The sequence below is a fragment of the Salmonella sp. GDC200615 genome, from assembly GCF_050574145.1.
GTDB classification, from domain to species: domain Bacteria; phylum Pseudomonadota; class Gammaproteobacteria; order Enterobacterales; family Enterobacteriaceae; genus Salmonella; species Salmonella enterica.
The window spans coordinates 1,091,150-1,113,931 of the sequence record NZ_CP192247.1; the positions used below are offsets into that span (position 1 = coordinate 1,091,150).

The following is a 22,782-nucleotide window of genomic DNA, read 5'->3' on the forward strand; positions in this document are numbered from 1 at the left end:
GGTAGTGTCATACATTAATAAGATCAACTTACTCTATGTCTTTCGCATTACGGCAGACGGGCGTAAGAGAGCAACGCGACCTGGGCTGTAAGCATCATTAACGCCGCAGCAATGCGAAAGACGATGAGCAAAAATAGCGGCTAATCATAGCTCAGCGAGACGCATTTGAGAATGCCGGATTTACATTAGCCGATGTGGGTACGGCTGTAAGCCTCCAGTGCGCCACTGCAAAGCGCAGCAACTCCTCAACAGACATCTCCTGCCACGCTACGACGTCGCGTTGGCCTAAAAAGCGCAATGCCTGGACCAGTACCGGGCGCGGATCGCCTGTCGCAAGCGCAGGGGCATGATTTTGCTTGGAAAGTTTAGCGCCTTGTTCGTTGAGCGCCAGCGGAAGGTGCACGTAGCCTGGCGCACGCCAGCCAAACTGTTTATACAGCGAAAGTTGTCGGACAGTGGGTTCGATTAAATCTGCGCCGCGGACGATCTCCGTCACCCCCTGAAAATGATCGTCGACCACCACGGCCAGATTATAAGCAAACAGTCCGTCGCGGCGGTGGATAATAAAATCTTCGCTCGCCAGCTGTGGGTCAGCCTGGATGTCGCCGCGCAAGGCATCATGGAAATGCATCACCGGATGCTGCTGTTTAATTCTGACGGCGGCATTCTCCGGCCCGTGGCATAACGTCCGACAATGGCCGTCGTAAATACCGCCCAGACGTTGAATGCGCGAGCGGGGGCAAGTGCAGTAGTAGCTCAGTCCCTGCTCGTGAAGCCAGGCCAGCGCCTCGCGATAAGCCTCATGACGCTGTGATTGCCATAAGACCTCGCCATCCCAGTGCAGGCCGTAATGTTCCAGCTGGCGCAGAATGGTCGCTGCGGCACCGGGAACTTCACGTGGGGGGTCGATATCCTCGATGCGAACGCGCCAAATTCCGCGTTGCGCACGGGCTTGTAGATAGCTGCCGAGGGCGGCGATTAACGAGCCGAAATGCAGTTCGCCGGATGGCGACGGCGCGAAACGGCCAATATAGTGTGAGTCAGTCATGCTGCGGGCAATAAAGAATAAGGCGGGAAAACTCCCGCCTGTCATAAATAGGGTAGAAACGAACGGGATTAACCCGCCATCTGTTTTTCGCGAATTTCAGCCAGCGTTTTGCAGTCGATGCACAGATCGGCTGTTGGACGCGCTTCCAGGCGGCGGATACCAATCTCCACCCCGCAGGACTCGCAATAACCGAAGTCTTCATCTTCCACTTTCTTCAGCGTCTTCTCGATCTTTTTGATCAGTTTGCGCTCACGGTCACGATTACGTAACTCCAGGCTAAACTCCTCTTCCTGCGCGGCGCGATCGACCGGATCGGGGAAGTTGGCGGCTTCGTCCTGCATGTGCGTCACAGTGCGATCGACTTCATCCCGGAGTTGATTACGCCATGCTTCAAGAATACGCTTGAAGTGCGATAGCTGGGCTTCGTTCATATACTCTTCGCCCGGTTTCTCCTGGTACGGCTCCACCCCAGCGATGGCGAGAATACTCAGGGACGATGTTTTACGGTTTTGCCCTTCTTGCATGTTGCTTCTCCTTAACACGCACTATCGATCCCCATGTTCGGGGGAAAATCAGGTCGCTATAAATAGCAGATGCTTTTCCGGATAGCAATTATCTAAACGTAACACTTGACAACCCTGTGAGGAAAAGCGTATTTACGCACGCGGCCAGAATACTTAATAATCAGGCTGTTATTCCACTACAACGTTATGGGTACTGGTTCGTTCAGTTCCATTTTTTGGGCTGAAAGTTCTGCTTTATAAGCTAAAACTTCCACGCCTTTATTCTGAGCCTCGCTCAATAGCTGCGCGTATTTTATATCGATATGACGTGCGGGTGAAAAACGTGTAATGGCGGAGTGCAGCACCGCGAACACCACCACCGCGCGATGACCTGCCGCCGCAACGCCCATCAACTCCCGAAGATGTTTTTGCCCTCGTTCGGTGATGGCGTCGGGAAAATAACCGTTTTCTTTTTCCGCTAACGTGACCGATTTCACTTCAATATAGCAGTCCGGGCGGAAATCTTCCTGTAACATAAAATCTATACGGCTGCGCTCGGCGCCATATTTGACTTCACTTTTCAGAATATTGTACCCCGCCAGCGCCGGCAGGCGATTCTCCTGAATCGCTTCTTTCGTTAGCTGGTTCGCCCGCAGCGTATTCACGCAAATGAATGCGCCGAATTGCGTTTCAGTCAATTCCCAGGTATGCGGATATTTGCGTTTAGTATTTTCTGATGTCGAATACCAGACGGTATCGCCAGGCGTGGCGCAGCCGGTCATCGCGCCGGTATTAGGACAGTGCAGCGTAAGCGTCGTACCGTCAGGGGTGATCACATCGGCTAAAAAACGTTTATAGCGCTGAATCAGCGTAGCGCGTTGTAAAGGGGGGGAGAATAGCATCGACATTCCTTCATTATTATTCGCCCAGCGTCCAGCGCTGCAGCTCGGCATAGCGGGTACGGCCTTGCCCATACGAAGAGGCGTAAAGCGCAAACGACGTGACCGGAAATGACCAGCAAAAGCCCGGCGGCGGGATAGCCACCGTATGGCTGGCGTCGCGCAGCAGCGTAATATGCGGGCGAAAAGGCTGCGGGCTTTGGTAACAACCGCTGCGGGCGGCCTGCGCGCGCAGCATATTAGCCAACTGCAACAACCCGCGCGGCGGCTGGCGCATCCCCAGCCACACCACGCGTGAACGCAGCCACTGACCGGCGTCATCCAGATGTAGCGTAAAGCCCGGCTGGCGAATTCGTCCGGCCAGTTGCGCAAGAGCGCGCTGCTTATCGCTACTGACGTCGCCTAAAAAGGCCAGCGTCAGGTGTAGGTTCGCCGCTGCGACGGGGCGTCCGTCTTCAGACGCAAAATGGGCGGCGCGCCAGGCGATAATTTGCGCGCGCGCGTCGTCGGGTAAGTCAATCGCAAAAAACAGCCGTTTTGGCTCAGACATAGGGATACTCGGTTATGGATTAACACGATGCTACAATGCGGCGCAAAGAAAGTTAACCCCGTGGAGCCGTTTGTGACGTCATTGCCCGTTGCCGCCGTATTGCCTGAATTGTTGACAGCCCTAAAAACCGCGCCGCAGGTTTTGTTGTCCGCGCCTACCGGGGCGGGGAAATCCACCTGGCTGCCGTTGCAACTCCTGCAACAGGGGCCGGTTGCTGGAAAAATCCTCCTGCTTGAACCGCGTCGTCTGGCGGCGCGTAATGTCGCGCAGCGTCTGGCGGAAGCGTTGAATGAAAAGCCTGGCGAAACGGTAGGTTACCGGATGCGCGCGCAAAGCTGCGTGGGGCCGCGTACCCGGCTGGAAGTGGTGACCGAAGGCGTATTGACCAGAATGATTCAGCGCGATCCCGAATTACGCGGCGTGGGGCTGGTGATACTGGATGAATTTCATGAGCGCAGTTTACAGGCGGATTTAGCGTTAGCGCTGTTGCTGGATATCCAGCAAGGGCTCCGTGACGATCTCAGGCTGTTAATCATGTCTGCGACGCTGGATAACGACAGGCTTTGTCAGCGACTGCCTGATGCGCCGACGATCGTCTCGGAGGGGCGCGCGTTCCCGGTGGAGCGACGTTATCAGCCGCTCGCGACGCATTTGCGTTTTGATGAAGCCGTCGCGATGGCGACAGCGGAACTGTTGCGCAATGAAAACGGTTCGCTGCTGCTATTTTTACCCGGCGTAGGCGAAATACAGCGCGTTCATGAACATCTGGCGTCGCGGGTAGGCAGCGATGTCCTGCTTTGTCCGCTGTATGGCGCATTGTCTCTGGAGGCGCAACGCAAAGCGATTGTTCCGGCACCCGCCGGGATGCGTAAAGTGGTGTTGGCGACTAACATTGCCGAAACCAGTTTGACGATTGAAGGGATTCGTCTGGTCGTCGATAGCGCTCAGGAGCGCGTGGCGCGATTTGACGCGCGAACGGGACTGACGCGGCTGGTTACGCAGCGTATCAGTCAGGCATCAATGACGCAGCGCGCGGGGCGCGCCGGACGACTGGCGCCGGGTATCTGTTTACATCTGCTGGCCAAAGAACAGGCGGAGCGGGCGGCGGCGCAAAGCGATCCGGAAATCTTACACAGCGACCTTTCCGGTTTATTGATGGAGGTGTTGCAGTGGGGATGTCACGATCCGGCATCGCTTTTCTGGCTGGACAGGCCGCCGGAGGTGAATCTTCAGGCCGCCCGCCGTTTATTATTGATGTTAGGCGCGCTGGAGGGCGAGCGGTTAAGCGCGCGGGGCCGGAAAATGGCGGCAACAGGTAACGATCCGCGCCTGGCGGCGATGTTAGTCAACGCCGGCGAGGGCGATAGCGCCGCCACTGCCGCCATGCTCGCGGCCATCCTTGAGGACCCGCCGCGCGGCGGCGGTACGGATTTAAGCGTAGTATTTTCGCGGCGACAGCCGGGCTGGCAGCAGCGTAGCCAGCAGCTTTTAAAACGGCTGCAGGTGCGTAATGGCGAGCCGGATAGCGCGCTTATTATGCCGCTGTTGGCCAGAGCGTTTAGCGACCGCATCGCGCGGCGTCGTGGTCAGGAAGGGCGCTATCAGTTAGCCAATGGTATGGGCGCGATGTTAGATGCGGATGACGCGTTGGGACGTCATGAATGGCTGATCGCGCCGCTGTTACTGCAAGGTAGCGCCTCGCCGGACGCCCGAATATTGTTGGCGCAGCCGCTGGATATCGCCTCGCTGATTCAGGCGTGTCCTGATTTACTGCGCCAGTCCGACACGGTTGAATGGGACGAGGCGCAGGGAACGTTGAAAGCATGGCGCAGAATGCGTATTGGACAGTTGACGGTTAGCGTTCAGCCACTGGCGAAGCCGTCTGAAGAGGAGCTTCATCAGGCGATGCTGAACGGCATCCGCGATAAAGGTCTGTCCGTCCTTAACTGGACGCCGGAAGCGGAGCAGTTCCGTCTGCGTCTGCACTGTGCGGCGAAATGGCTGCCGGAATATGACTGGCCTGCCGTGGATGAGGCGTCGCTGCTGGCGACTCTGGAAAATTGGTTGCTGCCGCACATGACAGGCGTACAGTCGTTACGAGGGCTAAAATCCCTGAATGTTAATCAGGCGTTACGGGGACTGCTTGACTATGCCATGCTGCAACGTCTGGATAGTGAACTGCCTGGGCATTACACTGTGCCGACGGGAAGCCGAATAACGATTCGTTATCATGAAGATAACCCGCCCGCGCTGGCGGTCAGAATGCAGGAAATGTTTGGCGAAGCGAAGACCCCAACCATCGCTCAGGGCCGCGTGCCGCTGGTGCTGGAACTGCTTTCGCCAGCGCAGCGACCGCTACAGATTACGCGCGATTTAAGCGCTTTCTGGCAGGGGGCGTATCGCGAAGTGCAAAAAGAGATGAAGGGCCGTTACCCCAAACATGTCTGGCCGGACGATCCGGCGAATACGGCCCCAACGCGGCGCACGAAGAAGTATTCGTGACGTGTTATACGTTGCCTCCAGGCCAGATAAGGCGTTAATCGCCATCCGGCAAAAGGGTAAATTGAGAGATTTCTTCTTCTGTCGTCTGGCGGAAGAATAGAGAATCGGGCCTTTGCGCCTGTATGTTGCGGAGAAAAAGCATGGCGGGGAATGACCGCGAGCCGATTGGACGTAAGGGGAAACCGTCACGTCCTGTGAAACAAAAGGTGAGCCGTCGTCGGCAGCATGACGACGATTATGATGATGACTATGAGGATGAAGAACCGATGCCGCGTAAAGGTAAGGGCAAAGGGCGTAAGCCTCGTGGCAAGCGCGGCTGGCTGTGGCTATTGCTAAAACTGTTTATCGTTTTTGTGGTGCTGTTCGCCATTTACGGCGTCTATCTGGATCAAAAAATCCGCAGCCGTATCGATGGCAAGGTCTGGCAGCTTCCGGCGGCGGTATATGGCCGGATGGTGAACCTTGAGCCAGACATGCCTGTCAGCAAAAGCGAGATGGTAAAATTGCTGGAAGCGACGCAGTATCGTCTGGTGACGAAGATGACCCGTCCCGGCGAATTTACCGTGCAGGCCAATAGCATTGAGATGATCCGTCGTCCGTTTGACTTCCCGGACAGCAAAGAAGGGCAGGTGCGCGCGCGGCTGACGTTCAGTGACGGGCGTCTGGAAACCATCGTCAATCTGGATAACAACCGCCAGTTTGGCTTCTTCCGTCTCGATCCGCGGCTTATCACCATGCTTTCTTCGCCAAATGGCGAGCAGCGTTTATTCGTCCCGCGAAGCGGTTTCCCGGATCTGCTGGTCGATACGCTGTTGGCGACGGAAGACCGTCATTTCTATGAGCATGATGGCATTAGTCTTTACTCTATCGGGCGTGCGGTACTGGCCAACCTGACGGCGGGACGCACGGTGCAAGGGGCCAGTACGCTGACCCAGCAGCTGGTGAAGAACCTGTTCCTCTCCAGCGAAAGATCATACTGGCGTAAAGCGAATGAAGCCTACATGGCGCTGATCATGGATGCCCGTTACAGTAAAGATCGTATTCTTGAGCTGTACATGAACGAGGTCTACCTCGGTCAAAGCGGGGACAATGAAATTCGCGGTTTTCCGCTGGCGAGCCTGTATTACTTTGGCCGTCCGGTAGAGGAACTGAGCCTCGATCAGCAGGCGTTACTGGTGGGGATGGTAAAAGGGGCGTCGATTTATAACCCGTGGCGTAACCCGAAACTGGCGTTGGAGCGTCGTAACCTGGTGTTACGCCTGTTACAGCAGCAGAAAATCATCGATCAGGAACTCTATGACATGCTGAGCGCGCGTCCGCTTGGCGTACAGCCGCGCGGCGGCGTTATTTCACCGCAGCCAGCGTTTATGCAGATGGTTCGTCAGGAACTGCAGGCGAAGCTGGGGGATAAAATTAAAGATCTCTCCGGCGTGAAGATCTTCACCACCTTTGACTCCGTGGCGCAGGATGCCGCAGAAAAAGCCGTTGTCGAAGGTATTCCGGCGTTGAAGAAGCAGCGTAAATTGAGCGATCTGGAAACCGCGATGGTGGTGGTGGATCGCTTTAGCGGCGAGGTGCGCGCGATGGTTGGCGGGGCGGAGCCGCAGTATGCCGGCTATAACCGTGCCATGCAGGCGCGCCGTTCCATCGGGTCGCTGGCGAAACCGGCGACCTATCTGACCGCGTTAAGTCAGCCGAACTTATACCGTCTGAACACCTGGATTGCCGATGCGCCGATTTCTCTGCGCCAGCCGAATGGTCAGGTCTGGTCGCCGCAGAACGACGATCGTCGCTACAGCGAAAGCGGGAAAGTGATGCTGGTGGATGCGTTAACTCGCTCAATGAACGTACCGACGGTCAATCTGGGGATGGCGTTAGGTTTACCGGCGGTAACCGATACCTGGACGAAGCTCGGCGTGCCGAAAGATCAGCTCAATCCGGTTCCGGCTATGCTGTTAGGAGCGCTGAACCTGACGCCGATCGAAGTGGCGCAGGCGTTCCAGACTATCGCCAGCGGCGGAAATCGCGCGCCGTTATCAGCGCTGCGTTCAGTTATTGCGGAAGATGGTAAAGTGCTGTACCAAAGTTATCCGCAAGCTGAACGCGCCGTACCGGCACAGGCGGCTTACCTGACGCTCTGGACAATGCAGCAGGTCGTCCAGCGTGGTACGGGGCGTCAGCTTGGCGCGAAATATCCGGGTCTGCATCTGGCCGGTAAAACCGGGACGACAAACAACAATGTCGATACCTGGTTTGCCGGTATCGACGGCAGCCAGGTGACTATCACCTGGGTAGGCCGTGATAACAACCAGCCGACGAAATTGTACGGCGCCAGCGGCGCGATGGCGATTTACCAGCGCTATCTGGCGAACCAGACGCCGACGCCTTTAGTTCTGACGCCGCCGGAAGATGTGGTGGATATGGGCGTTGATTACGACGGTAATTTTGTCTGTAGCGGCGGTATGCGCACTCTGCCGGTCTGGACGGACGATCCAAATACGCTGTGCCAGCAGGGCGAGATGATGCAGCAACAGCAGCAGCCGTCAGGCAATCCGTTCGATCAGTCGTCTCAGCCGCAGCAGCCTGCGCAGCAACAGCCGCCGAAAGAAGAGAAGAGCGACGGCGTTGCCGGCTGGATTAAGGAGATGTTCGGCGGCAATTAATCACGGTAATAGTGCCGGGTGGCGCTGTGCTTACCCGGTCTACACCGTTACGACTCCATTATGTGCGACGTAGGCCGAATAAGACGCTTACGTCGCCATCCGGCAAATCCTCCATAAATAACATTTCAGTCTAATTTATTAACCCTTCCTTTTCATCTGGTTGTTTCTTAACCCCTTAGTTTTCGTAGGGCCGCGTATCGCTTGCCATTGCGATGATATTTCGCCTATCATGCTGCAGTTATAATAATTATCGTTTACGTTATCATTCACTTTCATCAGAGATATACCAATGGCGCGTCTTAAAACTGCTCAGCCAAACTCTTCACTGCGTAAAATCGCAGTTGTAGTAGCCACAGCGGTTAGCGGCATGTCTGTCTATGCACAGGCGGCGGTTCAACCGAAAGAAGAAACCATTACCGTAACCGCAGCGCCTGCCGCGCAGGAAAGTGCCTGGGGACCGGCTCCGACCATCGCCGCGAAGCGTTCCGCCACCACCACCAAAACTGATACACCTATCGAAAAAACGCCACAGTCGGTTTCGGTGGTCACTAACGAAGAGATGCAGATGCATCAATTCCAGTCAGTAAAAGAAGCGTTGGGTTACACGCCGGGTGTAACGGTAAGCAGCCGCGGCGCTTCCAATACCTATGACTTCGTGATTATCCGTGGCTTCTCTTCCGTCGGCCTGAGCCAGAACAACTATCTGGATGGCCTGAAATTGCAGGGGAACTTCTACAACGATGCGGTTATTGATCCCTACATGCTTGAGCGTGTTGAGTTGATGCGTGGCCCAACGTCCGTCCTCTACGGTAAGAGCAACCCGGGCGGTATCATTTCGATGGTTAGCAAGCGGCCGACTACTGAGCCGCTGAAAGAAATTCAATTCAAAATGGGGACGGACAATTTGTTCCAGACCGGTTTTGATTTTAGTGATTCCCTGGATGACAACGGTGAGTTCTCATATCGTCTGACGGGGCTGGCGCGTTCGACAAATGAGCAGCAAAAGAGTTCTGAGTCGCAGCGCTATGCGATTGCGCCCTCTTTTACCTGGCGTCCTGATGAGAAAACGAATTTTACGTTCCTTTCTTATTTCCAGAACGAACCAGAGACCGGCTACTACGGCTGGCTGCCGAAAGAGGGAACGGTTGAACCGTTACCGAATGGTAAACGCTTGCCGACAGATTTCAATGAAGGGGCGTCAAACAATACCTATTCTCGTAACGAGAAAATGGTGGGATACAGTTTCGAGCATGGCTTCAACGACACTTTTACCGTGCGCCAGAATTTACGTTTTGTCGAAATGAAAACCGCGCAAAAAAGCGTCTATGGCTCGGGGATTGCGGCGGACGGCCATACGCTTAACCGCGGTACTATCGTTGACAACGAGCGTTTACAGAATTTCAGCGTAGATACACAACTGGAAAGTAAATTCGCGACCGGCGATATTGATCATACGTTGCTGACGGGTGTCGATTTCATGCGTATGCGTAATGATATTAACGCGACGTTTGGTAGCGCGCCGTCAATCGATCTCTATAACAATTACCATCCTGAATACTTTGCTTTCGGCGGCGCTGAGCCGTACCAGATGAACGAAAGTAAACAAACAGGCCTCTATGTTCAGGATCAGGCGGAATGGAATAAGTGGGTATTTACTCTCGGCGGCCGCTATGACTGGTCTAAACAAGCGACAACGGTGCGTCAGAATTCCACTACGCCGACAGAAGGATATATTGAACGTAATGACCACCAGTTCACCTGGCGCGGTGGCGTAAACTACGTATTCGATAATGGAATTTCACCTTACTTCAGCTATAGCCAATCTTTCGAGCCAAGCGCCTTCGATTTGTGGAGCACCCCACGCGTTTCTTACAAGCCGTCAAAAGGCGAGCAATATGAAGCAGGGGTGAAATATGTACCGAAAGACATGCCGGTTGTTGTTACGGGTGCCGTTTATCAGCTGACCAAAACCAATAACCTGACCGCCGATCCAACCAACCCATTAGCGCAGGTGCCGGCAGGCGAAATTCGTGCGCGAGGTGTAGAGCTGGAAGCCAAAGCAGCATTGACGGCTAACATCAATATGACGGCGTCTTACACTTATACTGATGCTGAATACACGAAAGACACTAATCTGAAAGGGAATACGCCAGAGCAGGTGCCTGAACACATGGCGTCGTTGTGGGGCGATTACACCTTCAACGAAGGTCCGTTGTCAGGTTTAACGCTGGGAACAGGCGGTCGTTTTATTGGTTCCAGTTACGGCGATCCGGCTAATAGCTTCAAGGTAGGCAGCGCAGCGGTGATGGATGCGGTCGTCAAGTACGATCTGGCGCGTTTTGGTATGGCGGGCTCCAGCATTGCGGTTAACGTTAATAATCTGCTCGACCGCGAATACGTCGCCAGCTGCTTCCAGACCTACGGCTGTTTCTGGGGCGCAGAACGTCAGGTCGTTGCAACGGCAACCTTCCGTTTCTAATTTCTTTTTGGGCACGGCTTGCCGTGCCCGTTTTACAAGTTGGCTGCGATGCAGGAAAACCACATTCATTCCGATACCACCTTTGCGCTGCGAAGCGTCGCCTTTCGTGTGCCGGGCCGCACGCTTTTACACCCCCTCTCGTTAACGTTTCCCGCAGGTCGCGTCACCGGACTTATTGGTCATAATGGTTCCGGTAAATCCACGCTGTTAAAAATGCTGGGCCGCCATCAGCCGCCTTCCGAAGGGGATATTCTGCTCGACAATCAGCCGCTGGCGAGCTGGAGCAGCAAGGCGTTTGCCCGCAAAGTTGCCTATCTGCCTCAACAATTGCCACAGGCGGAAGGAATGACGGTGCGCGAACTGGTGGCGATTGGCCGCTATCCGTGGCACGGCGCGCTGGGACGCTTTGGCGTCGCGGACCGGGAAAAAGTAGACGAGGCGATTACGCTGGTCGGCTTAAAACCGCTGGCGCATCGTCTGGTAGACAGTCTTTCCGGCGGTGAACGCCAGCGCGCGTGGATTGCCATGCTGGTCGCGCAGGACAGCCGTTGTCTGCTGCTGGATGAGCCGACGTCAGCGCTGGATATCGCCCATCAGGTTGACGTGCTGGCGCTGGTGCATCGTTTAAGCCAACAGCGCGGGCTGACGGTGGTAGCGGTGCTGCACGATATCAACATGGCGGCCCGCTACTGTGATTATTTAGTCGCGCTACGCGGCGGTGAAATGATTGCGCAAGGAACGCCTGCGGAACTGATGCGCAGTGACACGCTGGAACAGATTTACGGTATCCCGATGGGTATCCTTCCGCATCCGGCGGGCGCGGCACCTGTGAGTTTTGTGTATTAATGCGTGATTTATATCCTCTTACTCGCCGCCGTTTATTAACGGCGATGGTGCTCTCGCCGCTGCTGTGGCAAATGAATACGGCGCAGGCTGCCGCTATCGATCCCCGCCGGATTGTGGCGCTGGAGTGGCTGCCGGTTGAGCTGCTGCTGGCGCTCGGTATTACGCCGTATGGCGTGGCGGACGTGCCAAATTATAAGCTGTGGGTTAGCGAACCGCCGTTGCCGGATTCGGTGATTGATGTGGGTCTTCGCACTGAACCCAATCTCGAACTGCTGACGGAGATGAAGCCGTCGTTTATGGTCTGGTCGGCAGGCTACGGACCCTCGCCGGAGAAACTGGCGCGGATCGCGCCGGGGCGCGGGTTCGATTTTAGCGACGGCAAAAAGCCGCTGGCGGTGGCCCGACGCTCGCTGGTTGAACTGGCGCAGACGCTGAATCTGGAAGCTGCGGCAGAAAAACATCTGGCGCAATACGATCGCTTCATCGCCAGCCAGAAGCCGCATTTTATCCGCCGCGGGGGGCGTCCGTTACTGATGACGACGCTTATCGATCCGCGGCATATGCTGGTGCTCGGCCCGAATTGCCTGTTCCAGGAGGTGCTGGACGAGTATGGCATTGTCAATGCCTGGCAGGGTGAAACCAACTTTTGGGGCAGTACGGCGGTTAGCATCGATCGGCTGGCGATGTATAAAGAAGCGGATGTAATCTGCTTCGATCACGGGAATAACACCGATATGAACGCGCTGATGGCAACGCCGCTGTGGCAGGCCATGCCGTTTGTCCGCGCCGGGCGTTTTCATCGGGTGCCCGCCGTTTGGTTCTATGGCGCGACCCTCTCCACGATGCATTTTGTCCGCATCCTGAATAACGTGTTGGGAGGCAAAGCGTGAGCAGAAAACGTGAAATACCGGATGGCGGTGCGAAAAACGCCTTAACCGACCTACGGTTCGGGCGCTTTGTAGGCCGGATAAGGCGAAGCCGCCATCCGGCGTTGCTGTTATTGGCGCTGTTGGTTGCCGCCTGCTGGCTGACATGGGTTAACTTCTCCGTTGCGCTACCGCGCAGTCAGTGGCAACAGGCTATCTGGTCACCAGATATCGACATCATTGAGCAGATGATTTTTCATTACAGCCAGCTGCCAAGACTGGCGATTTCGCTGCTGGTGGGCGCGGGGCTTGGGCTGGTAGGCGTCCTGTTCCAGCAAGTATTACGTAACCCGCTGGCGGAACCGACCACGCTGGGCGTGGCGACCGGCGCGCAATTGGGGATCACGGTGACTACGCTTTGGGCGATTCCCGGCGCGCTGACCACGCAGTTTGCCGCCCTGGCGGGAGCCTGTATCGTCGGCGCGCTGGTGTTCGGCGTGGCGTGGGGCAAACGTCTGTCGCCAGTGACCCTGATCCTCGCCGGGCTGGTGGTTAGCCTCTATTGTGGCGCAATCAACCAGTTACTGGTGATTTTTCACCACGATCAGTTGCAAAGCATGTTTTTATGGAGCACCGGAACGCTAACGCAAACCGACTGGAGCGGCGTGCAGCGTCTGTGGCCGCAGTTGCTGGGCGGCGTGATGCTCACGTTATTGTTGTTACGTCCGATGACGCTGATGGGGCTGGATGACGGCGTTGCGCGTAATCTGGGTCTGGCGCTGTCGTTAGCGCGTCTGGCGGCGCTGTCGCTGGCGATTGTGTTGAGCGCTCTGCTGGTCAACGCGGTGGGCATTATCGGTTTTATCGGCCTGTTTGCGCCGCTGCTGGCGAAAATGCTTGGCGCAAGACGTCTGCTGGCGCGCCTGATGCTGGCGCCGCTCATTGGGGCGCTTATTTTGTGGCTATCCGATCAGATTATCCTTTGGCTAACCCGCGTATGGATGGAGGTTTCCACCGGGTCAGTGACGGCGTTAATCGGCGCGCCGCTGCTCCTGTGGCTGCTGCCGCGGCTTAAAAGCATGAGCGCGCCGGATATGAACGCCAGCGATCGTGTGGCAGCGGAACGTCGGCACGTTCTTGCTTTTGCCGTTGCCGGTGGCGCGCTCCTGCTGCTGGCAACATGGGTCGCCCTCTCTTTTGGTCGCGACGCGCACGGCTGGACGTGGGCGAGCGGAACGCTGCTTGAAGAACTGATGCCGTGGCGCTGGCCGCGGATACTGGCGGCGTTAATGGCGGGCGTCATGCTGGCGGTGGCGGGCTGCATTATTCAGCGTCTGACCGGTAATCCAATGGCCAGCCCGGAAGTGCTGGGGATCAGTTCCGGAGCCGCGTTTGGCGTGGTGTTGATGCTGTTTTTGGTGCCGGGGAATGCTTTCGGTTGGCTACTGCCTGCCGGAAGCCTGGGTGCGGCGGCGACACTGCTGATTATTATGATAGCCGCCGGGCGCGGCGGTTTCTCGCCGCAACGGATGTTGCTGGCGGGGATGGCGATCAGCACCGCGTTTACCATGCTGCTAATGATGCTCCAGGCGAGCGGCGATCCGCGGATGGCGGATGTGTTGACCTGGCTCTCAGGATCTACCTATAACGCCACTGGCGGGCAGGTTACGCGAACCGCGATCGTGATGGTGATTTTGCTGGCCATTGTGCCGTTGTGTCGCCGCTGGTTAACGATTTTGCCTCTGGGCGGCGATGCCGCGCGCGCGGTGGGCATGGCGCTTACGCCATCGCGTATCGCGCTGCTGGCGCTGGCGGCGTGTTTGACGGCAACCGCGACGATGACCATTGGGCCGCTGAGTTTCGTTGGACTGATGGCGCCGCATATTGCGCGGATGCTCGGTTTTCGCCGGACGATGCCGCATATGGTCATCTCGGCGCTGGCAGGGGGCGTTTTACTGGTCTTTGCCGACTGGTGCGGCAGGATGGCGCTATTTCCGTATCAGATCCCGGCGGGACTGCTTTCAAGCTTTATTGGCGCGCCGTACTTTATCTATTTGCTACGTAAACAGAGTCGGTAAAAAAAAGCTGTGCCACATTTATGTCGGGTGGCAGCCATGCTCAACCCGACCTACAAATTACACAATATCAATATGTTGTGGCAATATTTTGTAGACCTAAAAATAGCTGAACGCTATCAGGTGCGAGAGCTGTCCTGTCACGTTTTATCGAGGGAATTCTGCTTTTATTTTCAGCAAGAAGCAGGTGTTATTTCTGTATCGATAAGTCATGTGCTATTTCAGTGGCGCGCCGCTGTCTCCTGAACAGGGTGACTAATTTCAACATATCCAGGCCCGAAACGTTGATGATAAATTGCGGCATGATCTATCCAATAATAAGAATTACCGGTTTCGGTATTAAGCCTTTTTAAATATTAAGATGCGGATGCCGCATCTTTAATGCATCTCGTAAATCAATTTTAATTTAATAATAAATTTTCATTATAAAACTTCGATAATAAAATATTATTTTTTTATCGAAGTAATAAAAAACAACTCTATTAAAATAAATTAATTGCCACGAGTAAACAAAAAAATGTAATTTAGCATTTTTTGTTTTTTTTAATGAAATTTATACCAAAAATAAATGTTACGCGTCATTGCTATATATTCAGTACTGTAATTCTGATCTTTTTTTATTCATTTTGACATGTTTATTGTTTTTTTGGCTCTCCCGTCTTGCTTGCTTTGTTTGTTTTTTGAACGGTAAAAATATTTATTATTTAATTCTGATGATCCTTTAAATAAAAAATACTTGTCTTTGGGTTTTTAATGGAAAATACTTCACCGCGCGTAAGGGATGTTATTTATTAACGTGTTGTTTGCTTCTTTTGAATGTTGCATCGGCAATTTCATAACTCGTCATATAATATATATCTACTAATATAAACATGGGGTATTGAGTATAACTCCGTGTGAATAGCGTAAAAATACTCACCAACTTTTAATAAGGATGAAAAATGAATACAGCAGTAAAAGCTGCGGTTGCTGCCGCACTGGTTATGGGTGTTTCCAGCTTTGCTAATGCTGCGGGCAGTAATACTGGTACGGTTACTTTTACCGGTACTATTGAAGATTCACCGTGTTCAATCGTGGTTGGCGACGAACACCAGACCGTTAACCTGGGCCATATCGGTACCGGTTCTCTGATGGGCGGTAAAGAATCTTCAAAAGTCGATTTCCATATCGGTCCGGAAAATAGCTATGCGGAAGCGCCCATTCAATTTAATACCCGATTTCTTGATGTTAAAGATGATGCCAGCCTGGATCTCTCCCGTTTTTCCCGTAAAGGCTACATTATGCCGGGGAGCTATCATCTCCAGGTGCTGGTCAATCAGAGTCAAATTGCCCAGGATAATGTTATTATGTATTCCGTTGATAATAACGATCCTGATAACACCTATCCCTGTTTATCGCCTGAACTGGTATCGCTGCTGGGGTTAAAACCTGAAATAGCAGATAAAATGATCTGGATAAATGCCGGTCAGTGTCTGCAACCAGATCAACTGGAAGGGATGGAAACCCAAACGGATTTAAGCCAGTCAACGCTGACGGTGATTATTCCGCAGGCCTATCTGGAATACAGCGATGAAGAGTGGGATCCACCCTCCCGCTGGGATGAAGGGATTCCCGGCGTATTATTTGACTACAACGTTAACAGCCAGTGGCGACATGCTGAACATGATGACGGCGATGAGTATGACATCAGCGGCAACGGCACGGTGGGTGCCAACCTCGGCGCGTGGCGTTTGCGCGCGGACTGGCAGGCTAACTATCGTCACGAAAATGACAGCGAAGATAAAGACAACTTTGGCTCCAGTTCCGAACAGAACTGGGACTGGAACCGCTATTACGCCTGGCGGGCGATCCCGCAGCTCCGGGCGCAGCTAACGCTGGGCGAAGGATCGCTGGAATCCGATATTTTCGATGGCTTTAACTATGTTGGCGGCAGCCTTATCACCGACGATCAGATGTTACCGCCTAATCTGCGCGGCTACGCCCCGGATATATCAGGCGTGGCGCGCACCAACGCCAAAGTCACCGTGACCCAGCGCGGGCGGGTGATTTATGAGTCGCAGGTCCCGGCTGGGCCGTTTCGCATTCAGGATATTAATGAAACGGTATCCGGCGATCTACACGTCAAAATTGAAGAACAAAGCGGTCAGGTGCAGGAATATGAAGTCAGCACCGCCTCCATTCCGTTTCTGACCCGTCCCGGCCAGGTGCGCTACAAGTTGGCAGCCGGGCGACCGCAGGACTGGGATCACAATATGGAAGGCGGCTTTTTCACCTCAGCCGAAGCCTCCTGGGGGATCGCTAACGGCTGGTCGCTGTACGGCGGTGCCATCGGTGAGCAGGATTATCAGGCGCTGGCGTTAGGACTGGGGCGCGATCTGGCGCTGCTGGGCGCGTTTTCCGTCGATGTCACCCATTCCCGTGCGACGCTGCCAGAGGGTAGCGCCTACGGCGACGGCACCATTTAGGGTAACTCGTTCCGTGCCAGCTACGCTAAAGATTTTGATGATATAGACAGCCGTCTGACGTTTGCTGGTTATCGCTTTTCCGAAGAAAACTACATGACGATGGACGAGTTTATCGATACGCATAATGACGATAACGATCGTCAGCGCACCGGCCACGATAAAGAGATGTATACCCTGACGTACAGCCAGAACTTTTCGGCAATAAACGTCAACGCCTATATCAACTACACCCATCGCACCTACTGGAGTCAACCTAACCAGGACAGCTATAACCTGACGCTGTCGCACTATTTCGATGTCGGTGAGGTGCGCGGGATCAGTCTGTCGGTGAACGGTTTTCGCAACGAATATGACAATGAGCGTGATGACGGCGTGTACGTCTCGCTCAGTATTCCGTGGGGCAACAACCGCACGCTGAGCTACAACGGCTCCTTTAGCGATGACAACAACAGCAATCAGGTCGGCTATTACGAGCGCATTGACGATCGCAATAACTACCAGATCAACGCTGGCCGCGCGGATAACGGCGTGACTCTCGACGGCTATTACCGTCATCAAGCGAGCTATGCCGACATTGACATCAGTGCGAACTATCAGGAAGGCGACTATACCTCCGGCGGGCTGAACATCCAGGGCGGTGCGACGCTGACTGCTAAAGGCGGGGCGCTGCACCGCACCAGCGTCAACGGCGGCTCGCGGCTGATGGTGGATGTCGGAGATGAAGCGAACGTACCCATCTCCGGCTACAGCACGCCGGTATATACCAACGCGTTTGGTAAAGCCGTCATTGTCGACGTCAACGACTACTACCGCAACCAGGTGAAAATCGACATTACCCAGTTGCCGGAAGACGCGGAAGCAATCCTCTCCATCGCTCAGGCGACCCTGACGGAAGGGGCGATCGGTTATCGCCGCATGGAGGTGCTCAGCGGTAAAAAAGCCATGGCCAGTATCCGCCTGCGCGATGGCGGCACGCCGCCCTTCGGAGCAGAGGTTTACAACAGTCGCCAGCAACAGTTAGGGATCGTAGGTGAAGACGGCAGCGTTTATCTGATCGGCATTAACCCCGGCGAGCGGTTGCAGGTGACATGGGAAGGTAAAACGCAGTGTGAAGCGGCGTTGCCCGATCCGCTGCCGGGCGATCTGTTTAGCGGCCTGTTGCTGCCGTGCATCGGCGACGCTTCATCACCTGAGGCAACGCAGCCCGAAGAGAAACCATTACTCCAGCTTCATACGCAGCGGCGGACGTCTTCGACGCAACCCGAAGCGCTCTCTTCTCGTTATCCAACACATTGATTCAGGAAACCGCATTCATGATGCCATTAAAACGTTATAACCTGGCCGCTGTTTTGCTGCTTTTGCTGGGCGGCTACGGTAGCGCCCAGGCCGCCATCGCGCCCGATCGCACCCGCCTGGTGTTTCGCGGCGAAGATAAATCGATAAGCGTCGATCTGAAAAACGCCAACAGCAAACTGCCCTATCTGGCGCAGTCCTGGGTGGAAGATGAGAAGGGCGTCAAAATCACCTCACCTTTAATCGTCGTCCCACCGGTCCAGCGCATTGAGCCGTCGGCAATCGGACAGGTCAAAATTCAGGGGATGCCGGCGCTGGCGTCGCTCCCCCAGGATCGGGAAACCCTTTTTTATTACAACGTGTGCGAAATTCCGCCGCAAAGCGACAAGCCCAATACGCTGCAAATCGCCCTGCAAACGCGCATCAAAGTTTTTTACCGTCCGCAGGCGCTATCGAAAATCGATATGCAGCATCCCTGGCAATACAAGATCACCCTTCAGCGTCAGGGCAATGGCTATCAGGTGAGCAATCCGACCGGTTACTACGTGGTGTTAAGCAACGCCAGCAACCGCATGGACGGCACACCGGCCAGAGGCTTTAGCCCATTAGTGATTGCACCAAAAAGCAACGTGACGCTGGGAGGGGACGCCAGTGAATTAGGTCACTCGCCTGTGCTGACTTACGTCAACGATTATGGCGCGCGGTTACCGCTGATTTTTAACTGTACTGACAACAGTTGTGCGGTAGATGAAGCAAAAAGCAGAAAGTCGTAACCGACAAGGAGACGCAAGATGAGGCAATGGCGGTTACGGCTGGGCACGGTAACGTGTGCGGCCATGCTGAGTGCGGTCAGTATGCCGCTGGCAGCAGGAAGTAAGACGGTCAACATGACGCTGACGATAGTCGTTAATGCCGCGCCGCCCTGTACTGTGACCGGCGGTGAGGTGGAATTTGGCAATGTGTTGACGACGAAAGTGGACGGGGTGAATTACCGGCAGGCGGTGGGCTATCGCCTGAGCTGTAACGGCAGAGTGAGCGATTACCTGAAGTTACAGATTCAGGGGAATGCGGTGACTATCAATGGCGAGTCGGTATTGCAAACCGATGTCGATGGATTGGGTATCCGACTGCAAACCGCCACGGATGGCGCGCTGATTTCACCCGGCAATACGCAATGGTTGTCATTTCAATACAGCGGCGGCAGCGGTCCGGCCATTGAGGCAATTCCCGTCAAAAATAATGGCGTAACGTTAACAGGTGGCGCGTTTAACGCAGGCGCCACGTTGGTGGTGGATTACCAATGAAAAAAATGGCTTTGATAGTGTTAATAAGCAGCAGTTTTGCCGCGTAGTCGGCTGAGAACCTTAAGTTTCACGGCACATTAATTTCACCGCCGAATTGTACGATTAACAATGATCAGACGATCGACGTTGAGTTCGGTAACCTGCTGATTAATAAAATAGATGGTACGCGTTATGCGCAGAATGTTCCGTATGAAATCACCTGTGATTCAACGGTACGCGATGAGACGATGGCGATGACCCTGACGCTAAGCGGTTCCGTGAGTGATTTTAATCCGGCGGCGGTAAACACCAGCGTGGCGGGGCTGGGGATTGAACTCAGGCAGAACGACCAACCGTTTACGTTGGGGTCCACCATTACTGTAAATGAGCAGTCGGCACCTGTTCTGAAAGCCATACCGGTTAAAAAGAGCGGTGCTTCGCTGAAAGAAGGCGGCTTCGATGCGACGGCAACATTACAGGTGGATTATCAGTAATGGCTAAAAGACAGGCGTTATTACACGGCGCGGCCTGCATCCTCTGTGGGGCGCTGATATTGCCGGTCCCAGCGGCAGATAACCTGCATTTTTCCGGTAGCCTGGTGGCCAGTCCTTGCACGCTCACGATGCAGGGGACGGGGATTGCCGAAGTCGATTTTTCGTCGCTTGACAGTTCTGATTTCACTCCCGACGGCCAGTCTGCTCGTAAGCCTTTGGTGTTTGAACTCACGGATTGCGATTCGGCGCTGAGTAACGGGGGGCAGGTGACTTTCACTGGAACCGAAGCGACCGGAATGCGCGGTATCCTGGCCATCGATAGTCATTCAGGTGCTTTTGGGATCGGGATTGGTATTGAAACGCTATCCGGCGTTCCCGTGGGCATGAACGATGAAGATGGTGCGATATTCACGCTGGTGACGGGGAATAACGCGCTAAACCTGAATGCCTGGGTACAACGCCTTCCTGGCGAGGACCTGATTCCGGGAACGTTCTTCGCAAGCGCACTAGTTACATTTGAGTATTTATGATGAAAATAATACGGACTTTATTTTTGCTGCTGATTGCCGTTTATGGCAGTTCGGTAGTGGCCAAACCCATGCTGAAAGCGACGTTTTCAAGTACCACGCTCTATTACGGCATAGGTCCGAGTACCTTCGATCGCTCGATTCTGCTGAATGTGATGGTGGATACGCATGGCGGAGTATACTATGGCACCTGGTAGCTAGGAGGGGTTTTTAAAAATCGTCCGGTACCCTTACAATCCTGGTCGGGGCCAGAGCCCGCGCCGACGGTTGTGTTACGCGATTTCGATAACAGCGTTGCGCGCTCCAGTTGCCAGAATATGCCAGCGAGTTGGCACGATTGTGGCTCTTTTACCGTGGATATTACGGTACAAAGCGATGACTATGGTTGCCCCTGGCTGGCAACGAGTCGTGTCACTGCTGCTGATGGTATCTCTGGCGAAACGTATTCCCCGCCGGATACGCGCAGCTCAGTTTGCCCGAAAGTTCCCGTTGATACTTTTGATATCTCCTGGGATGCGAACGTTTCGAAACAGAAAACAACCCTCATGCTTGATGCCACCGGTGGCACGGTGAATCGCACGTTACATACCTATTTGATGGAGGGCGGAAAACTTTGCGATGGCAGCAAATTTGACGACCGTGGCGCTTATTGCCGTTTTGTCTCATCGGGTATTACGCTCAATGTGCTGGGCTGCGACCAGTCGAGCGTCACGACCAGCGCCGTTGATCATCCGATAACCGATGTTGAGCTTCATGACATTAATGTAGCGGTGAACACCCGCAACATTGGCTCCGGGCAGTTCACGTCGACCTGTAGCTTTCAGTATATTATTGATGAGCTTTAGGGGGGGCTGGGTGTTTGGCGAAGATTCACGCTAACCTGGTATGAACCAAAAAAAAGCCGGGTGGCGGCTTCGCCTTACCCGGCCTACGTTGTTTCTGGACGTTCTCTTTTACAGTTTCGCAAACACCCGACGCGCGGCGTCGATGGTGTTATTGATATCTTCTTCACTGTGCGCCACGGACATAAAGCCTGCTTCGAACGCGGACGGCGCCAGATATACGCCTTCCTCCAGCATCAGGTGGAAGAAACGCTTAAAGCGTTCCACGTCGCACGCCATCACGTCCTGATAGCAGGTTACGCTCTCAGCGTCGGTGAAGAAAATCCCGAACATGCCGCCGACATGGTTAACCACCAGCGGAATATTCGCGTCTTCGGCAGCTTCCAGCAAACCTTCCGCCAGGCGGGTGGTGAGTTCATCCAGCGTTTCATGAATGCCGGGCTGGGCGACTTCATTCAGGCAGGCGAAACCGGCCGCCATCGCAATCGGGTTGCCGGAAAGGGTGCCCGCCTGGTAAACCGGGCCCGTCGGCGCCAGCGCATCCATTACATCGCGACGACCGCCAAACGCGCCTACCGGCATCCCGCCGCCGATGATTTTACCCAGACAGGTCAGGTCCGGCACGACGCCGTAGTAATCCTGGGCTCCGGCCAGCGCTACGCGAAAACCGGTCATCACTTCGTCGATAATCAGCAGCGCGCCGAACTCATCGCACAAGGCGCGCAGACCTGGCAGAAATTCCGGCAGCGGCGGGACGCAGTTCATATTGCCCGCTACGGGTTCGACGATGATACAGGCGATTTCCTGCGGATATTGTTCAAACGCCGCGCGCACTGACGTCAGATCGTTATAAGTGCAGGTCAGCGTATGTTTCGCGAAATCTGCCGGCACGCCCGGCGAGTTCGGCTGACCGAGCGTCAGCGCGCCAGAACCGGCTTTGACCAGCAGACAGTCTGCGTGGCCGTGGTAGCAGCCTTCGAATTTGATAATCTTATCGCGGCCAGTAAAACCACGCGCCAGGCGAATAGCGCTCATCGTCGCTTCGGTGCCGGAGTTCACCATGCGCACCATGTCCATGGTCGGCACCAGGTTGGTAACCAGTTCCGCCATTTTCACTTCCATTTCGGTTGGCGCGCCGAAGCTTAAACCGCGCTCCGCAGCTTCGATCACCGCATTGCGGATAGCCGGATGGTTATGCCCCAGTACCATTGGTCCCCAGGAACCGACATAGTCGATATACGCTTTGCCATCGACATCATAAAGATAAGCGCCGTCCGCTTTTTCGATAAACAGTGGGGTACCGCCTACGCCAGTGAAGGCGCGAACAGGGGAGTTCACGCCACCGGGGATCAGCTCGCGGGCCGCGCTATAGAGATTTTCAGACTTACTCATGGAAAGATTCCTGGTTCGTAGAAAAAGTGAATACCCGCTATTCTAAGTTATTCAG

14 protein-coding genes and 3 pseudogenes are annotated in these 22,782 nt (G+C 54.7%); 12 read left to right on the forward strand and 5 right to left on the reverse strand.

Annotated features, from left to right (window positions below; genetic code table 11):
* Window positions 1-151: 151 nt before the first annotated feature.
* The 4 genes from gluQRS to thpR all read right to left on the reverse strand — a co-directional run bounded on the left by gluQRS (window position 152) and on the right by thpR (window position 3,000).
* Window positions 152-1,048, reverse strand: a complete 897-nt coding sequence (gene gluQRS / locus ACQ29O_RS05115) for a tRNA glutamyl-Q(34) synthetase GluQRS (protein WP_000132295.1) — start codon at window positions 1,046-1,048, stop codon at window positions 152-154.
* Between the two features lie 68 nt (window positions 1,049-1,116).
* Window positions 1,117-1,572: an RNA polymerase-binding protein DksA gene (gene dksA, locus ACQ29O_RS05120; protein ID WP_001155232.1), complete on the reverse strand. Its 456-nt coding sequence runs from the start codon at window positions 1,570-1,572 to the stop codon at window positions 1,117-1,119.
* 176 nt (window positions 1,573-1,748) lie between these two features.
* Window positions 1,749-2,453, reverse strand: a complete 705-nt coding sequence (sfsA, locus tag ACQ29O_RS05125; RefSeq protein WP_253336177.1) for a DNA/RNA nuclease SfsA — start codon at window positions 2,451-2,453, stop codon at window positions 1,749-1,751.
* A 16-nt stretch (window positions 2,454-2,469) separates the two neighbouring features.
* A complete protein-coding gene (gene thpR / locus ACQ29O_RS05130; protein ID WP_001294179.1) occupies window positions 2,470-3,000 on the reverse strand; it encodes an RNA 2',3'-cyclic phosphodiesterase in 531 nt (176 codons plus the stop codon).
* Between the two features lie 72 nt (window positions 3,001-3,072).
* Here thpR and hrpB point away from each other — a divergent pair, with 72 nt between their 5' ends.
* The 12 genes and pseudogenes from hrpB to stfH all read left to right on the forward strand — a co-directional run bounded on the left by hrpB (window position 3,073) and on the right by stfH (window position 21,338).
* Window positions 3,073-5,502 carry an ATP-dependent helicase HrpB gene (hrpB, locus tag ACQ29O_RS05135; protein ID WP_024136379.1) on the forward strand — a complete coding sequence of 810 codons (2,430 nt, stop codon included), beginning with the start codon at window positions 3,073-3,075 and terminating at the stop codon, window positions 5,500-5,502.
* A 140-nt stretch (window positions 5,503-5,642) separates the two neighbouring features.
* A complete protein-coding gene (gene mrcB, locus ACQ29O_RS05140; RefSeq protein ID WP_000918133.1) occupies window positions 5,643-8,165 on the forward strand; it encodes a bifunctional glycosyl transferase/transpeptidase in 2,523 nt (840 codons plus the stop codon).
* Between the two features lie 289 nt (window positions 8,166-8,454).
* Window positions 8,455-10,644: a ferrichrome porin FhuA gene (fhuA, locus tag ACQ29O_RS05145; RefSeq protein WP_000113218.1), complete on the forward strand. Its 2,190-nt coding sequence runs from the start codon at window positions 8,455-8,457 to the stop codon at window positions 10,642-10,644.
* Window positions 10,645-10,692: 48 nt separating this feature from the next.
* On the forward strand, window positions 10,693-11,490 hold the full coding sequence (gene fhuC / locus ACQ29O_RS05150) for a Fe3+-hydroxamate ABC transporter ATP-binding protein FhuC (protein WP_001157204.1): 798 nt from the start codon (window positions 10,693-10,695) through the stop codon (window positions 11,488-11,490).
* Entirely contained in the window at window positions 11,490-12,380 is an 891-nt protein-coding gene (gene fhuD, locus ACQ29O_RS05155; protein WP_001205370.1) for a Fe(3+)-hydroxamate ABC transporter substrate-binding protein FhuD, read from the forward strand. The genes fhuC and fhuD overlap by 1 nt, the downstream gene beginning before the upstream one ends.
* Window positions 12,381-12,394: 14 nt before the next feature.
* Entirely contained in the window at window positions 12,395-14,434 is a 2,040-nt protein-coding gene (fhuB, locus tag ACQ29O_RS05160; protein ID WP_102047857.1) for a Fe(3+)-hydroxamate ABC transporter permease FhuB, read from the forward strand.
* Between the two features lie 1,163 nt (window positions 14,435-15,597).
* Window positions 15,598-18,192 (forward strand): annotated as a pseudogene (locus tag ACQ29O_RS05165) (outer membrane usher protein); the annotation flags it as partial.
* A gap of 17 nt (window positions 18,193-18,209) precedes the next feature.
* Window positions 18,210-18,962, forward strand: coding sequence for a fimbrial chaperone StfD (gene stfD / locus ACQ29O_RS05170; protein ID WP_000982725.1), 753 nt, complete (start codon window positions 18,210-18,212; stop codon window positions 18,960-18,962).
* 18 nt (window positions 18,963-18,980) lie between these two features.
* A complete protein-coding gene (locus ACQ29O_RS05175; RefSeq protein WP_001250313.1) occupies window positions 18,981-19,493 on the forward strand; it encodes a fimbrial protein in 513 nt (170 codons plus the stop codon).
* Window positions 19,490-19,966 (forward strand): annotated as a pseudogene (stfF, locus tag ACQ29O_RS05180) (fimbrial minor subunit StfF). Before ACQ29O_RS05175 ends, stfF begins: the two are co-directional and overlap by 4 nt.
* A complete protein-coding gene (locus ACQ29O_RS05185; RefSeq protein ID WP_001129311.1) occupies window positions 19,966-20,496 on the forward strand; it encodes a fimbrial protein in 531 nt (176 codons plus the stop codon). The pseudogene stfF and the gene ACQ29O_RS05185 overlap by 1 nt, the downstream one beginning before the upstream one ends.
* Window positions 20,496-21,338, forward strand: a pseudogene (gene stfH / locus ACQ29O_RS05190) (fimbrial adhesin StfH). Before ACQ29O_RS05185 ends, stfH begins: the two are co-directional and overlap by 1 nt.
* Before the next feature lie 108 nt (window positions 21,339-21,446).
* On the opposite strand, the gene hemL reads toward stfH, so the two are convergent.
* Window positions 21,447-22,727: a glutamate-1-semialdehyde 2,1-aminomutase gene (gene hemL / locus ACQ29O_RS05195; RefSeq protein ID WP_000045261.1), complete on the reverse strand. Its 1,281-nt coding sequence runs from the start codon at window positions 22,725-22,727 to the stop codon at window positions 21,447-21,449.
* Window positions 22,728-22,782 lie beyond the last annotated feature (55 nt).